The 13,982-nt window shown below is 67.5% G+C and carries 18 protein-coding genes; 7 read left to right on the forward strand and 11 right to left on the reverse strand.

Annotated elements, in window-relative coordinates; genetic code table 11:
* Nucleotides 1–82: 82 nt before the first annotated feature.
* Together CPH63_RS01895 and crcB are read left to right on the forward strand one after the other, a co-directional pair.
* Complete coding sequence (locus CPH63_RS01895) at nucleotides 83–490, forward strand: CrcB family protein (RefSeq protein ID WP_197704522.1); 408 nt, start codon at nucleotides 83–85, stop codon at nucleotides 488–490.
* A complete protein-coding gene (crcB, locus tag CPH63_RS01900) occupies nucleotides 487–861 on the forward strand; it encodes a fluoride efflux transporter CrcB (protein ID WP_096301323.1) in 375 nt (124 codons plus the stop codon). Before CPH63_RS01895 ends, crcB begins: the two co-directional genes overlap by 4 nt.
* Before the next feature lie 113 nt (nucleotides 862–974).
* On the opposite strand, the gene CPH63_RS01905 is transcribed toward crcB, so the two are convergent.
* From CPH63_RS01905 to CPH63_RS01950, 11 genes are all read right to left on the reverse strand, one after another.
* The gene (locus tag CPH63_RS01905) at nucleotides 975–2,081 is read right to left on the reverse strand and encodes a folate-binding protein YgfZ (RefSeq protein WP_197704523.1); all 1,107 of its coding nucleotides are present in this window, start codon (nucleotides 2,079–2,081) and stop codon (nucleotides 975–977) included.
* Nucleotides 2,082–2,624 (reverse strand): Fur family transcriptional regulator, encoded by a 543-nt coding sequence (locus CPH63_RS01910; RefSeq protein WP_241895784.1) that lies wholly within the window; start codon nucleotides 2,622–2,624, stop codon nucleotides 2,082–2,084.
* A 118-nt stretch (nucleotides 2,625–2,742) separates the two neighbouring features.
* Nucleotides 2,743–3,147: a nitroreductase family deazaflavin-dependent oxidoreductase gene (locus CPH63_RS01915; RefSeq protein ID WP_096301324.1), complete on the reverse strand. Its 405-nt coding sequence runs from the start codon at nucleotides 3,145–3,147 to the stop codon at nucleotides 2,743–2,745.
* Nucleotides 3,148–3,177: 30 nt separating this feature from the next.
* Nucleotides 3,178–3,837 carry a TMEM175 family protein gene (locus CPH63_RS01920; protein ID WP_096301325.1) on the reverse strand — a complete coding sequence of 220 codons (660 nt, stop codon included), beginning with the start codon at nucleotides 3,835–3,837 and terminating at the stop codon, nucleotides 3,178–3,180.
* A gap of 17 nt (nucleotides 3,838–3,854) precedes the next feature.
* Nucleotides 3,855–4,421: an FABP family protein gene (locus CPH63_RS01925; RefSeq protein ID WP_096301326.1), complete on the reverse strand. Its 567-nt coding sequence runs from the start codon at nucleotides 4,419–4,421 to the stop codon at nucleotides 3,855–3,857.
* Nucleotides 4,422–4,615: 194 nt separating this feature from the next.
* The gene (locus tag CPH63_RS01930) at nucleotides 4,616–4,915 is read right to left on the reverse strand and encodes a DUF1416 domain-containing protein (RefSeq protein ID WP_096301327.1); all 300 of its coding nucleotides are present in this window, start codon (nucleotides 4,913–4,915) and stop codon (nucleotides 4,616–4,618) included.
* 1 nt (nucleotide 4,916) lies between these two features.
* Nucleotides 4,917–5,750, reverse strand: a complete 834-nt coding sequence (locus CPH63_RS01935) for a sulfurtransferase (protein ID WP_096301328.1) — start codon at nucleotides 5,748–5,750, stop codon at nucleotides 4,917–4,919.
* Nucleotides 5,751–5,901: 151 nt separating this feature from the next.
* Nucleotides 5,902–6,015 (reverse strand): Ms5788A family Cys-rich leader peptide, encoded by a 114-nt coding sequence (locus tag CPH63_RS23590; RefSeq protein ID WP_371363857.1) that lies wholly within the window; start codon nucleotides 6,013–6,015, stop codon nucleotides 5,902–5,904.
* Nucleotides 6,016–6,034: 19 nt separating this feature from the next.
* Nucleotides 6,035–6,748, reverse strand: coding sequence for a DUF2993 domain-containing protein (locus CPH63_RS01940; RefSeq protein ID WP_157749213.1), 714 nt, complete (start codon nucleotides 6,746–6,748; stop codon nucleotides 6,035–6,037).
* Between the two features lie 4 nt (nucleotides 6,749–6,752).
* Nucleotides 6,753–7,688: a hypothetical protein gene (locus tag CPH63_RS01945; RefSeq protein ID WP_157749214.1), complete on the reverse strand. Its 936-nt coding sequence runs from the start codon at nucleotides 7,686–7,688 to the stop codon at nucleotides 6,753–6,755.
* Nucleotides 7,689–7,745: 57 nt separating this feature from the next.
* On the reverse strand, nucleotides 7,746–8,456 hold the full coding sequence (locus CPH63_RS01950; RefSeq protein WP_172892144.1) for an alpha/beta hydrolase: 711 nt from the start codon (nucleotides 8,454–8,456) through the stop codon (nucleotides 7,746–7,748).
* Between the two features lie 171 nt (nucleotides 8,457–8,627).
* On the opposite strand from CPH63_RS01950, the gene CPH63_RS01955 reads away from it, so the two are divergent.
* The 5 genes from CPH63_RS01955 to pstA all read left to right on the forward strand — a co-directional run bounded on the left by CPH63_RS01955 (nucleotide 8,628) and on the right by pstA (nucleotide 13,977).
* The gene (locus tag CPH63_RS01955; protein WP_096304884.1) at nucleotides 8,628–9,386 is read left to right on the forward strand and encodes a response regulator transcription factor; all 759 of its coding nucleotides are present in this window, start codon (nucleotides 8,628–8,630) and stop codon (nucleotides 9,384–9,386) included.
* A gap of 33 nt (nucleotides 9,387–9,419) precedes the next feature.
* Complete coding sequence (mshD, locus tag CPH63_RS01960) at nucleotides 9,420–10,328, forward strand: mycothiol synthase (protein ID WP_157749216.1); 909 nt, start codon at nucleotides 9,420–9,422, stop codon at nucleotides 10,326–10,328.
* Between the two features lie 209 nt (nucleotides 10,329–10,537).
* Nucleotides 10,538–11,662: a phosphate ABC transporter substrate-binding protein PstS gene (gene pstS, locus CPH63_RS01965; protein WP_096301333.1), complete on the forward strand. Its 1,125-nt coding sequence runs from the start codon at nucleotides 10,538–10,540 to the stop codon at nucleotides 11,660–11,662.
* Nucleotides 11,663–12,175: 513 nt separating this feature from the next.
* Nucleotides 12,176–13,084, forward strand: a complete 909-nt coding sequence (gene pstC / locus CPH63_RS01970) for a phosphate ABC transporter permease subunit PstC (protein ID WP_096304885.1) — start codon at nucleotides 12,176–12,178, stop codon at nucleotides 13,082–13,084.
* A complete protein-coding gene (gene pstA, locus CPH63_RS01975; protein ID WP_096301334.1) occupies nucleotides 13,081–13,977 on the forward strand; it encodes a phosphate ABC transporter permease PstA in 897 nt (298 codons plus the stop codon). Before pstC ends, pstA begins: the two co-directional genes overlap by 4 nt.
* Nucleotides 13,978–13,982: the final 5 nt, after the last annotated feature.

A 13,982-nucleotide genomic window follows, 5' to 3' on the forward strand; every position in this document is an offset into this window, starting at 1 on the left:
CGCTAGGCTCAGCGGTATCGAAGCCTCAGAGACAGCAACGAGCTCGCCCCCGGCACCCCGCGTGCCGGGGGCGAGCCTCGTCGTGGCACTCGGCGGCGGAGTGGGGAGCCTGGCTCGCTACGGGCTGGCCCAGAATGTGCACTCGGCCGCCGACGCGATTCCGCTGGCCACCCTGCTGACGAACCTGCTCGGCTCACTGTTGCTCGGCGTGCTCGTCGTCGCCGTGACCGAGATCTGGAGCCCGCATCCGCTGCTGCGCCCGGCACTGGGTACCGGTGTGCTCGGCGGCTTCACCACCTACTCCACGTTCGCCGTGCAGTCCCGGGGGCTACCGCTGGCGACCAGCGTCGGGTACGTCGCGGCCAGCGTTCTCGGCGGTCTGGGCTGCGCCTACCTCGGGATGTGGACGGTCCGGAGTTGCTTCGGCGCACGTCCGGAACCCGCGCCGCACGCCTCGATCCAGGACGACGTCGATCCGGACCTGCCGTGACGCTCACCCTGATCTTCCTCGGCGGTGCGCTCGGATCGGTGCTGCGCTACCTCACCGATCGTTCGGTGACCGGTTGGCGGGAGCGCGTTCGTCCGGGCGATCTCTTTCCCTACGGCACGCTGCTGGTGAATGTGATCGGGTGCTTCATCCTCGGCGTCGTCACGGCCGGATCAGTCGACGCTCACTGGGGTGGGCGCGTGGTGGCCCTGGTCGGTACCGGCCTCTGCGGCGGACTCACGACCTTCTCGACGTTCGCCGTGGAGTCGGTGCAGCTACGGCGTCACCGCCGAGCCGGCGTGATGCTGGCCTACCTGGCCGCGAGCCTGCTGCTGGGAATCGGCGCGGCCCAACTCGGCTGGCTGGTCGGCTAGTCCCGATTCAATCGCGGCCCACCTCGCAAACATCCTGCATCCTGAGCGCCATAGCCCCCGAAATGCAGGAGATTCGCGAAGCAGGGGCGGGCGCGCAGGAGACGGGCGTTAGGTCAGTGGTCAATGGCGGCGGCGAACCCGCCCACGTTCAACTCGGACTCGTCCGGGGTCGAGCGCTTCACCACGGCCAGTGCGATCGGTCCGAGTTCGTAGTGCTGGGCCGCCGTGCCGAGAAACCCGACACTGCGCCCGGCTAGCTCCACCGGAGTGCCCGGTGGCGGCAGCGTGTCCGACTCGCCGGAGAGATGCAGCAGCACCAGCCGGCGCGGCGGCCGTCCGAGGTTCTGCACCCGGGCCACCGTCTCCTGCCCGCGGTAGCAGCCCTTGTCCAGGTGCACGGCTGAGCCGATCCACCCGACCTCATGGGCGAGCGTTCGGTGATCGGTGTCGAAGCGGAGCCTGGGCTGCCGGTGCTCCACCCGCCACGCCTCCAGCGCCCAGCTACCGGCCCGCTCCCCGCCCGCCGACAGCAGGGCGTCGATCGTCTCGGCCCGGTGCACGAGCGGGACAATGACGTCATAGCGACCCTCGGCCACCTGGCGGATGAAGCCACCCTCCGGCAGCGGACGGGCGTCTGTGGTCGGCCCGACCACGTCGGGCACCGGATTCATCTTCGAGCTGGGGGCGGTCTTGGAGTCGGCCGGTGTGACCGGGACCGCGGCCACCGTGACCGGCAGCGGCAAGCCGGAGCCCGCCAGCACTACGGCGGCGTTCGGACCGATGATCGTCAGGACGCCGTAGGAGTCGGAGACGTCGGTCGGCTCGACGCGCTTCATGAAGCGCATCTTCTCCAGGTACTCCAGCGCCTCGCCGTTCATGCCGGGCTCCACGTCGAGCCAGAGCTGTTCGCCCAGCTCGGTGATCTGCCAGTGCTGCTCGACGTGTCCGTTCGGCGAGAGGATAAGCGTCTGGGTGGACTCGCCGTCGCGCAGTTGCGAGACGTGCTGGGAGCAGATCGAGTGCAACCAGCTCAGCCGGTCCGAACCCGGGATGACCAGGACACCGCGGTTGGAGCGATCGATGATGGCCGCCCCCTCGGCCAACGCGCGCTGTTCGCGCAGCGGCTCGCCGAAGTGCCACGGCACCCCAGCGTCCAGACCGGGGCTGTCGGCGGCTGAACCGGTGGGGCTGCTGACTGGAATGCTGGAAACGGTGCTCACCTAGTGTGAATCCCCCTCGTGGCTGTGTTTGTTCCCGTGCGAGTGGCCTTGGGGCGTCGAAGCTGATGGCGGGAGCGCCGGCGAGGCGTTCGGTGCGGGCTCGGAGGACTGGCAGTTGCGGCACTGGCCGAAGACCGTGAAATGCGCCCGATCGAGGGCGAATCCCTGCTCGGACTGCAGCCGCCGGGCCAGAGCGTCAACCAGATCGGCCGGCGCGTCCAGCACCGCACCACAGCTATGACAGACGACGTGGATGTGGTCGTCCTCGGCCGGACGGTAGGAGGCCGGGCCGTGTCCAAGATGGGTGTGACGAACCAACCCAATCTCTTCCAGCAGTTCCAGCGTGCGGTAGACGGTGGCCAGATCGACGTCGGGCAGGGTTTCGCTGAGCTGGTCGGGAGTGGCGTGCTCCAGCCGCCGCACCGTCTCCAGCACCTGAGCCCGCTGCTCGGTCATCCGCAGGCCGCGGGCGCGCAGCCGGCGACTCAACTCGTCGTCGGCGACCGGAGGCTGGTCGTCGTGCGGATGGGCATCGGTGCTCACCCGGCAATCTTCCCACCCAGACCGGCCCCGCCGCCCACTTCCCCGACCCACGACGTCCTGGGGAGTTAAGTTCCCGGATTCCGGGAACTTAACTCCCCAAGACGCGAGAACGGGAGATTCAGCGACGGGTCAGTTCCATCACCGGGATGACCCTGCTCGTCTTGGCCTCGTACTCGGCGAAGCCGGGGTAGAGCTTGGCCTGGCGGGCGTAGATCTCGTCGCGCGCGGGTCCCGTCACCTCGGCCGCGGTGACGTCCACCTTGTCGGTGCCGACCTCGATCGACGCCTCCGGGTGCGCCGTCAGGTTGTGGTACCAGTCGGGGTTGGTGTCGGCCCCGGCCTTGGATGCGAAGACGTAGAACTTGTCACCGTCCGCCAGGTACATCATCGGATTGAGCCTGGCCTCACCCGTCCGGGCGCCGGTGCTGTGCAGGATGAGCAGCGGGGCACCCGCGAAATTGCCGCCCACCCGTCCGCTGTTGGCTCGGAACTCGGCAATGATCGAAGTGTTGTAGTCGGCCATGTACCCATTGTGGGCGGGCCCGGAGCGGTGTCAACGCTCGTCGCGGCTGACCAGTGCACGTCGGCGGCGGTATCGGCGGACCTGCGCCAGCCCCAACGGAACCACGATCCAGACCAGCCAGGCATCCCGGAAGACCAGAAAGAGCGGGATCGACGCGCCGAAGGCGATCAAGACGCCAGCCAGCTCCCAGCACTGGTCCGGGAAGATATCGGCCGGAATGTCGTCGGAGCCGAGACCGGCCGAGGCGATGCGGTGCACCATCAACAGGAATACGGCGCTGGCCACGACCTGCAGCCCGGCGTAGAAGCCGAAGCGAATGGCGTGCGCGCCGAGGCTGTCGTGCCCCTCGGAGGTCAGCAGCCGGGTGGCGAAGGGATTGAGCACCATCACCAGCAGCCAGGTCATGTTCAGCGTGCGTAGACGCTGGTCGGTGCGCTCGGCGTACCGGAAGACGTAGTGGTGACGGCTCCAGGTCGCGGCAATCACCGTGAAGCTGATGACGAAGGCCAGGTAGTTGTCCGCGAAGCCGTGGATCGACTTCCAGAGTTGGGCCGCCGTCGCGCCGGTGGGCACCGGCAGGTCGAGGGCGAGCAGCGTCATGGCGATCGCGACGACGGCATCGGAGAAGAAGATGAGGCGATCGGCCGCCCGCTCCTCGGATCGGAGCTGCTCGCCCGGGTGCTCCGTCATTCGCCGCGGGTCGACAATCAGACGCGCCGCAGGGAGGCGTTCAGGTGCGGCGCGAAGGCCCCGGCCAACCCGGTTGACGCGTCGATCGGGGCAAGTTCGGTGGCGTAGAAGAGGTCCTCGCCGCGGAGTGCGTAGAAACGGCGTTCGCCACCGACCCGCTCGGCCGTGGGGGTGCTGGCAGAGCTCACCGACTCCAACTCCCAGTGCAGATCACCGGCCCGGCCGGCGTGCAGCAGGCTCACCCCCACGATCGTGGTGATCAGCGCCTCGATGTCGTCCTCACCCGGCCCGCAGCGCCAGAAGCCGGTCTCCCGCTGCGCCTGCCGGATCACTTCGTTGTTGTTGTCCAGCAGCCAGCTTCGTGACTGATAGGCCAGGAACGGGCGGCCGTCATGGGAGAAGGTGACCTCCTGCCCGTAGTGGAACTCGACTCCGGTCGAGGGGACGACGCCTTGGCCCGCCCCTCGCCACTGCCCGACCAACGGGAGCACGGCCAGCAGCCGGTCATGCAGCGGAGCCCCGGTGCGCAGATCGGTGGTGTCCGGGGTCGGATTCGTCGGCTCCGGCGAGTCGGCCTCGCTCATCGGCTAGCGCTGGCCGGCGAAGAGCTTGAAGAGGATGTAGAGCGACATCGCGCCGATCGCCAGGAAGGCGACGATGAGCAGGACGAGATAGGTGGCTTCCATAGTCAGTCACCTTAAAGCAAAAGGGTGCTGTGCTGATCAGGAGGTGATCAGCACAGCACCCGATTGGGAAACTGCGCAGGGACGGCCCGCTACTAGGAGAGGACCAGTACCGCCGGCACCAGGCCGGGCTCATTCGCCTCGACGTCCTGGCGAACCGAACCGTCACGGTGCAGCACCGAGAGGGTCCACTGGCCGGGGGCGGCGAAGAAGCGGAAGTCACCGGTGGCGCTGGTGACGACCTCGGCCGTGAACTCGCCGGTGCCGTCCAGCAGCCGCACGTAGGCCCCGGCCACCGGGGCGTCGTCCTTGGAGACGGTGCCGTAGATGACCGTCTCCTTGTTCAGGTCAACGTGGGCCGGCAGGGCCGGCGTCTGCGGAGGCGCGCCACACATGTCAGGCTCCCAGTTCGATCGGAACGCCGACGAGGGAGCCATACTCGGTCCACGAACCGTCGTAGTTCTTGACGTTCTCGTGGCCGAGCAACTCGTGCAGGGCGAACCAGCTGTGGCTGGAGCGCTCACCGATGCGGCAGTAGGCGATGGTCTCCTTCGAGTCGTCCAGGCCGACCTCGGCGTAGATGGCCTTGATCTGCTCGTCGGTCTTGAAGGTGCCGTCCTCGTTGGCGGTCTTGCTCCACGGGACGTTCAGTGCGGTCGGGATGTGACCGCCGCGCTGCGACTGCTCCTGCGGCAGGTGCGCGGGGGCGAGCAGCTTGCCGGAGAACTCGTCGGGCGAGCGGACGTCGATGAGGTTCTTGACGCCGATCGCGGCGACCGTCTCGTCACGGAAGGCCCGGATGGAGAGGTCCTGCTCCTGGGCCTTGTATTCGGTGGCCGGGCGGGTGACCTCGTCCTTGCTCAGCTCGCGGCCGTCCAGTTCCCACTTCTTGCGGCCACCGTCGAGCAGCTTCACGTCGTTGTGACCGTAGAGCTTGAAGTACCAGTAGGCGTAGGCGGCGAACCAGTTGTTGTTTCCGCCGTAGAGGACGACGGTGTCGTCGTTGCTGATGCCCTTGGCCGACAGCAGCGCCTCGAACTGCTCCTTGCTGACGAAGTCGCGGCGGACCTGGTCCTGCAGGTCGGTCTTCCAGTCGAGCTTCACGGCGCCGGGGATGTGCCCGCCATCGTAGGCCGAGGTGTCTTCGTCGACCTCGACGAGGACAACTCCTGCGGTGTTCAGGTTCTCTTCGGCCCAGTCGGCCGAGACGAGCGCGTCTGCGCGGCTCATGCGTTTCTCCTAGTTCGTGGTGGTTCTCAGGCTTGAGATGGATTTTTGATTGGCGTCTGTGTGGGCTGGCTGGCTGGCCCGGACGCGGTCTGGGCGACGGGCAGACCGCTGGGTGGGATCGGCTACGAGCAGAACGCTCGGGGCAATCGCGTCAGTTGGCGCGACACAGGCAGCTGCCCACGCGGCACAGGTCGACCGCGCGGCGTGAGGTGAGCATGATGCTCAGAGGGCCCATACCGAGCAGGGTAGCCGTAGCAGGGCGCATCTAGCTAATTCACGCCCGATCAGGGCTGCTGCTTCAACACCACGTCGGTGCCGGCGCCATTGAGCTGAAGCCCGTTCGGAGTCGGCGTCGTCGACGTCAGGTGCAGCCCGTAGGGCAGCGGCGGGATCTCGATGGTGCTGTTCAGCGCAGATGTGGCCAGCGGCAGAACCGCGGACGGTACATCGAGGCCACCGACCTTGAGCGAGTGCACGTCCAGTTTCAGGGTGCCGTTGACCACGTCGAAGCCGCCGGTGGCGTTGATGGTGACGCTGCCGAGCACCGGCACCGTCACCGGTGCCTGCACGACCAATTCGCTGCCCTGGGCCGACAACTTCAACCCGTTCACCTTGCTGAGTCGCTCCAGTTCGGCGTACGGCGCCACCACGTAGCCCTCCACCTCGTCGACCGGGACCTCGGTGATGCTATTGCTGCGCAGTTGGCTCAGCGGCAGCTTCGCGCCCTTGAGGTGGGCGTCCATGGAAGCACCCCTGATCTCACCCACCGTCACCGAATTGCTGGTGATCTCGATGTCCTTGTAGTCACCGCTGATGGCCTGGGTCAGGAACGGGAAGCCGTGCAGCGTGACGTCCGGGGTGTCCTGGAACTGCGAGAAGGTGGCCAGCGATTTGGAGGCGTTGTCCTGCAGAACGCTCTTGCCGACAAAATCGGCGGCCACCAGTAACAGGCCCAGTACGACGACGATGCCGATGAGCCATTTGAGTCCTCGATGCACTGCGTTAGCTCCTGATCGCCAAGAAGAGTAGGTAGCCGATCGGGCTGACGAAGCAGATCGGGATGAGCACACCGTAGACAGGACGCAGCCGCGCGTTCAGCTCGGAGGCCGGCGCACTGGCCAGCTGTATGAATCCGGTTCCGACCGCGAGCAGGCTGACCAGCAACCCCACGGCGAAGCCGAGGAACGCTCCGCGGCCACCCTGGAAATCGACCAGCGAGCGCAGCATCAGAAAGGCCAGCGCCGCGCCGGCCACCGCCCCGGTCAGCACCGCCACGAATCCGCGGGGCACCTCCGGGTCGAAGCGGGCGATCGGAAAGGTCATGTCGGTGAGGTAGCCGACGACCAGCGCGATCGCGGCGGCACCGGCCACGGCCGCGCTGACGCTGCCTCCGGAGCTCTCGTGGCGCAGCTGAATCAGCGCGACGATCGCCACCACGGCGGCGACCAGCACCGCGACGTTGGCCAGCGACTCCACCACTCGATTGCGCGCGATCCCCCGCATCAACTGGTGCGCGAAGAGCGCCGGCACGGCCAGGCCGAGGACCGGAAGCAGCGCGCCGAGCTGTCCGTGCGGCGAGACCGAGACGGCGACGTCGGCCCCGATCGCCGCGGCCGAGCCGATTATCAGGGCGCCGATGCGCCCCGGGGTGCGGGTGCCGAAGACCCAGGAGACGATCAACGCGGCCTGGGCCAGGGCGACCCCGACGAGCAGGGCGACCGCCCCGATCTCGGCCGTGACGACGAGCAGCAGGCCGAAGACCGCCGCGACGATGGCACCGGTGAGCAGCGGCAGCTCGCCCGGCCCGGCCGGCTTCGACGGGTCGAGCGCCTCCAGGTCCTTGCCCGGGGCCGTCTCCAGTTCCTTGCCGGGAGCCGTCGCCACCTCCCTGCCGGGTTCGGTCGCTGGTTTCGGCGCGATGGCGGATTCCTCACTCACGTCGGACATCGTCGCAGACGGCACCTGAGACGCCGCTCAACTTCGGCGATCGCCCCCTCAGCCGCCACCCAGCGTCTGACGGGCCCAGGCATCTATCCGGTCGACCAACTGGGCATCGGTCGCGTGCTCACCGTGCCCCATCTGCGGCTCCAGCCAGAAGTCGGCCGCGGCTGCGGCGTCAGCCAGTGCCTGGGCGTGACGTATCGGAAAGTAATGGTCATTCTCCCCGTGGACGAGTAACACCGGGCGCGGCGCGATGGCGGCGACGACGTCCACCGGCTGCTCCGGCTCATAGACCCAGCCGGAGCCGACCCGGGTCCGGCGGGTGAGCCGGGTGGCCAGCCGGCCGGTCCTGGTCATCACCGCCCAGTGCACCAGCCGCATCGGGCGGGTACCGCGCTCCCACCAGAAACCGGGCGAGCTCACCGAGACGACGGCATCCGCGTCACCGCCGAGACCAGCGTGCCGGAGCACCGACGAGGCCCCCATCGACCAGCCGATCAGCACCACCGGACTGTCCGGGCGACGCTCCCGCAGAAACTCCACGGCGGCCGCGACGTCGTGAATCTCCCGCTCACCGAGGGTCGAGTAGCCGCCCGAGCGGCCGTGGCCGCGAGCGTCGAAGGCGAGCACCGAGTTTCCCGCCCGGCCCAGCTGCTCGGCGACGGCGGTGATCTGGCGGGAGGACGAGGACCCGGTGAAACCGTGGGCCAGCACGTAGCTCAGCCCCCCGGGCGGGCCCGGACGGAAGGCCCCGGAGAGCCTCACGCCATCAGTTGTGTTGAGGCTAACGGTTTCGACTGGACCCACATTGCTATTCTGCTACTAGCTTCGCCGGGCCGGTGCCCGAGCGGAGCCGGACTCACCCAGGTTGGGTCCGCCCGGGTCGGTCAACGTTGCCCCATCCGGATCGCTCGCAGACTCGTCCGACTTCAGGAGATTCGCGTGGATCTGGTACTCCTTACCGCCGCCTCCCAGCCGACCACCGAGGTGCTTCCGGCCCTCGGCCTCCTCCCGCACGCGGTGACAGTGCTGTCGCTCGACGCCGGAGCCCTGCTGAACCAGCCTGTGGGTGATGTGATCCTGGTCGACGCCCGCCGTGACCTGGCCGCCGCCCGCGCCTTCACCCGCGTACTCACCGCGATGGGGATGAACGTCCCGGTCGTCGCCGTCCTCACCGAGGGTGGCCTCATCGCCATCTCGGCTGAGTGGGCCGTCGATGACATCGTCCTCGACACCTGCGGGCCGGCCGAGCTCGATGCCCGGCTGCGTCTGGTCGCCGACCGCAACGCACAGCTGGTGGACGCCCCGCCGGAGCACGTCAACGTCGGTGACCTGACGATCGACGAGACGACCTACACCGCCCGGCTGGCCGGACGCGCACTCGACCTCACGTACAAGGAGTTCGAGCTGCTGAAGTTCCTGGCCCAGCACCCGGGTCGCGTCTTCTCCCGTTCGCACCTGGTCCAGGAGGTGTGGGGCTACGACTACTTCGGCGGTACCCGCACCGTGGACGTCCACGTCCGCCGCCTGCGGGCCAAGCTCGGACCCGAGCACGAAGCGATGATCGGCACGGTTCGCAACGTCGGCTACAAGTTCGTCCGACCGAGTGCGGCTGGAACCGAATCCCGTAGTGCGGAGCTGGATCTATCTGAGGAGGCCGACTCAGTCGCCTTCGGAGCGATGCACCGGGCCTGACCACCGTCTGTGACCTGCGAGATGATGGTCGGCGTGATCCATGTGCAGCGCCGACCGGGGCTCGATGAACAGTTGCGCCACAGTGTCGAGAAGCTGGCCGCCGCGGTCGAGCGACGGGATGGGGCGCCACCGCTCTCCGATGACGCGCTGATGCACCTCGGTGATCCGGAGCGCGTCCATCTGATCAGTACCGACGGCAGCGCCAGCCTCACCGGCTATGCCCAGCTAAGCAGCTCTGCGCAGCTAAACAGTTCCACGCAACTAAGCAGCTCTGCGCAGCTCAACGGTGCCGCAGCCGAGGTTCTCGGCGACCGGGCCACCGTAGATGCACTGCTGGGCGAGGTGGAGTCGCTTGCGCCCAAGCTCACGGTCTGGTCGCACGGCACCCTCAGCCCGGTGGCCCCGGCGGCCGGCGAGCGGGGTTACCGCACCACGCGAATCCTCTGGCAGCTGCGCTCACCCAACGCTGAGCCGGGCCCGTCCGGACGGGTCGAGGTGCCGGCGGGAGTTGTGATCCGCCCGTTCGTCCTCGGCCAGGACGAGGAGGCACTGCTGGCGATCAACCGGGCCGCCTTCGCCGAACTACCCGATCAGGGCGGCTGGACCCTGGACGATCTCGCCGATCGCTTCGGCGCCAGCTGGTTCGACGTGAACGGATTGCTGGTCGCTGAACAGGCAGCCACGGCGGAACTGCTCGGTTTTCACTGGACGAAGGTCCACCCGGACGATGTGGGCGAGGTGTACGTCCTCGCGGTGGCCCCAGCGGCCCAGGGGATGCAACTGGGGCGGGTGCTCCTGCAGGCCGGCCTCGATCACCTTCGCCAGCGAGGTACCGACGGCGTACTGCTCTACGTCGACGACTCCAACCGCAACGCGCTGCACCTCTACGAACGCAATGGATTCAGCCGCTACAACCAGGACGTTCAGCTCCAGAAGGACTGAGCACGGGTCACCGTTGCCCGCGTTACATCGCCACTACCCGTAATGGGGGCGTCACTCAATAGTGGTCACCTGATGTTCGTCCTCTCTTCAGGCCAGGGTCTCAATAGCGGCACTCGCTGTTCACTCCTCGTTCACCTCCTCCATGCCAGCAGGTCACCTGCGGCACCTAGCGTCCGTCTCGTAAGAGATTCTCTACGAGAGGCACACACGTGAAGCTGTACCGGACTGGCGCGATCGCCGGCCTGATCGCTGGCTCGACCGCTCTCGCGGTCCTCCTGACCGCATGTAGCTCCAGCAAGAGCGACTCATCGACTGACGCCGCGGCGAACACCGCGGCCGCATCCGGTCTGCCGATCACTTGCGCGAGCGGCACCCTCAAGGGCGACGGATCGAGCGCGCAGAAGAACGCTGTGCAGGAGTGGACGGCCGACTTCAAGTCCAAGTGCTCCGGCATCACCATCAACTACCAGGGCTCGGGCTCGGGCGCCGGAATCAACGGATTCCAGTCCAAGCAGCTCGACTGGGCCGGCTCCGACGCCGCCATCAAGGGCGACGACGTCACCAAGGCCAACGCCAACTGCGCCTCCGGCGGCACCGCGATCAACATCCCGATGGTGGTCGGCCCGATCTCGATGGCCTACAACGTCTCGGGTGTCGACAAGCTGACGCTGACCCCGAAGCTGCTCGGCGAGATCTTCACCGGCAAGATCACCAGCTGGGACAACGCCGACATCAAGGCGGCCAACTCCGGCGTCTCACTGCCGAGCACCCCGATCAAGGTCATCACCCGCTCGGACAGCTCGGGCACCTCGTTCAACTTCTCCAGCTACCTCAGCCAGGTCGACCCGGCGGACTTCACCGAGGCCCCGGCCAAGCAGTGGCCGGTCAAGATCGGTGCCGGAGCCAAGGGCAGCGCCGGCGTCGCCGGTGCGGTCAAGGCCAGTGACGGCTCGATCGGTTACGTCGAGCTCTCCGCCGCTCAGGATGCCGGCGTCAAGATGGCCGCGATCGACAGCGGCGACGGCGCGGTGGAGATCAGCTCCGATGCGGCCAGCAAGTTCATGACGGCCGGCGCCACGGTGACGGGCACTGCCCCTGACCTGACGCTGAAGCTGGACTACACCCAGCACGGCGCGGGCGTCTACCCGATCGTCCTGGTGACCTACGAGATCGTCTGCACCAAGTACAACGACTCGAACATCGGGGCGATGGTGAAGGCCTTCTTCAGCTACACCTCGGGCGCGGGACAGGGTTCCCTCAACGACCTGGGCTACGCACCGCTCCCGTCGGACCTGGTCACCAAGGTCCAGTCCTCGGTATCGGCCATCAGCTAACTCCGACCGGCCGGAAGTCTCCGGCCGCCGGTACTTGCAGAACAGGTAGTTGAAGACCAACGATGTAGCAGTCCCACCGGTGACCGGTCGAGACCCTCGACACGCCGGTGGGACTGCTCATTGCGAGCCACCAGCTTCGCCGGCTCGCACGAGCCCCAAGAGGAACAGATGGTAGAGCGGGAAACAGTGACTGAGAGCGCAGACGACAAGTCTGATGACGCCGGCAGCTCCGCCAGCGGCGGCGGCGCGCACCGATCTGCTCGTCCGGAGCCCGGTCCGGTCTTCCCGCCGCGAGTCGGTGGGGAGTCAGTCATGAGCACGGGACCAATCGGCGATGAGCTGGGCGATGGCGACGAAGCCACGGCCGTCCGTTACTCGGCCGACCCGGGGCCGACTCGGCTCGCCCCGGACATCGAGGAGAGCCACCTCGAAGCGGTGCTCATCGGCGCCGAAGGCACGGCGAACACCCTCCAGGCGACCGGCGTCACCCTGGGCGGCGACGGCCGGAGCAAGGTGCGCCTCGGTGATCGGCTCTTCTCCGGTCTCGCGGCCGGCAGCGGCCTCTTCGTCGTCCTGCTGATCGGCCTGGTCGCAGCCTTTCTCATCGTCAAGGCCGTCCCGGCCATCGCGGCCGACAAGGCCAACTTCCTCACCTCCACGAAGTGGGACCTCAGCACGCCCGGCCACTTCGAGTTCGGCATCGCCTCGCTGCTCTGGGTCACCATCATCATCTCGCTCGAGGCGATGGTCATCGCGGTGCCGATCGCCGTCTGCATCGCGCTCTACGTCTCGCACTACGCCCCGAAGCGGATAGCCAGCGGCGTCGCCTTCGTGGTGAACCTGCTGGCCGCGGTTCCCTCGATCATCTACGGCCTCTGGGGCTTCACCGTCTTCGCTCCGGCCATGGAGCCGGTGCAGCGGGCGTTCTACCACCTGGGCGGTGTCATCCCGCTCTTCAAGTACGCCTCCGGTGACCCGTTCACCATCTTCATCGGCGGAATCGTGCTGGCGATCATGATCCTGCCGATCATCACCGCGGTCAGCCGGGACGTCTTCGAACGCACCCCGCGGGCCAACATCGAGGCCGCCCTGGCGCTGGGGGCCACCCGCTGGGAGATGATCCGGATGGCCGTGCTCCCCTACGGTCGGGCCGGCGTCACCAGCGGCGCCATGCTCGGCCTCGGCCGCGCGCTCGGCGAGACCATCGCGGTGCTGCTCATCCTGCACGTCCCGTCGACCTTCTCCTTCTCGATCATGCAGGGTGGACTCACCTTCGCCTCCCGCATCGCCCTGGACGCCGGCGAGATGAGCGCCGCGCAGGCCCCGGCCTACATAGCCGCCGGCCTGGTGCTCTTCGTGCTGACCTTTGTCGTCAACGCGGCCGCCCGGGCCATCGTCAACCGTAAGAAGGACTTCGTATGACCACGGCAACCGTCTCGTCACTGCAGTCAGCGCCCGGGCTGGGGCGTCGCAAGGCGAAGAACAACATCGCCACCGCGGTGATCACCGGCTCCTTCCTGCTCGCCCTGATCCCGCTGGTCTGGCTGCTCTGGACGGTTATCAGCAAGGGCTACTCGGTGATCATCCAGCAGGGCTGGTTCACCGAGGATCAGTCCGGCATCACCAACCGCCGCGCGGGGGGCGGCGTCCTGCACGCCGTCATCGGCACCCTGCAGCAGGTCGCGGTCGCCTCGATCATCGCCATCCCGATCTCGATCATGGTCGCGATCTACCTGATCGAGTACGGCAGCAACAGCCGGCTGGCGACCTGGGCCAGCTTCATGATCGACATCCTCACCGGTATTCCGTCGATCGTGGCGGCGCTGTTCATCTACGCCGTCTTCGTCACCAGCTTCGGCGGGGTGCAGCAGGGCTTCTACGTCTCGCTGGCCCTGGTGATGCTGATGATCCCGGTGGTGGTCCGCTCCACCGAGGAGATGCTGAAGCTCGTCCCCAATGAGCTGCGGGAGGCCTCCTACGCGCTCGGGGTGCCGAAGTGGAAGACGATCGTTCGGATCGTGCTGCCGACCGCGCTGTCGGGCATCGTCACCGGCGTCATGCTCGGTGTCGCCCGGATCGCCGGTGAGACCGCACCACTGCTCGTGCTCGTCGGGTACTCCCAGACCACCAACTGGGACCTCTTCTCCGGCTCGCAGGGATCGCTGCCCGGCATGATCAACGACCAAGCCCCGAACTACACCCTCCCGCACCCGGCCGACCGGATGTGGGGTGCGGCCCTGACGCTCATCCTCATCGTGATGGGCCTCAACCTGCTCGCTCGCTTCTTCACCCGCTTCAGCAAGATCACCAACTAAATGCC

It is taken from the genome of Jatrophihabitans sp. GAS493 (assembly GCF_900230215.1).
In the GTDB taxonomy this organism is placed as follows: domain Bacteria; phylum Actinomycetota; class Actinomycetes; order Mycobacteriales; family Jatrophihabitantaceae; genus MT45.

Bases quoted from the DNA above. Each gene is read 5' to 3' on its own strand.
- CPH63_RS01915 (WP_096301324.1), bottom strand. From the start codon at position 3,147: ATGGCCGACTACAACACTTCGATCATTGCCGAGTTCCGAGCCAACAGC.
- pstA (WP_096301334.1), top strand. From the start codon at position 13,081: ATGACCACGGCAACCGTCTCGTCACTGCAGTCAGCGCCCGGGCTGGGG.
- CPH63_RS01920 (WP_096301325.1), bottom strand. From the start codon at position 3,837: ATGACGGAGCACCCGGGCGAGCAGCTCCGATCCGAGGAGCGGGCGGCC.
- CPH63_RS01930 (WP_096301327.1), bottom strand. From the start codon at position 4,915: ATGTGTGGCGCGCCTCCGCAGACGCCGGCCCTGCCGGCCCACGTTGAC.
- CPH63_RS01935 (WP_096301328.1), bottom strand. From the start codon at position 5,750: ATGAGCCGCGCAGACGCGCTCGTCTCGGCCGACTGGGCCGAAGAGAAC.
- CPH63_RS23590 (WP_371363857.1), bottom strand. From the start codon at position 6,015: ATGCGCCCTGCTACGGCTACCCTGCTCGGTATGGGCCCTCTGAGCATC.
- CPH63_RS01925 (WP_096301326.1), bottom strand. From the start codon at position 4,421: ATGAGCGAGGCCGACTCGCCGGAGCCGACGAATCCGACCCCGGACACC.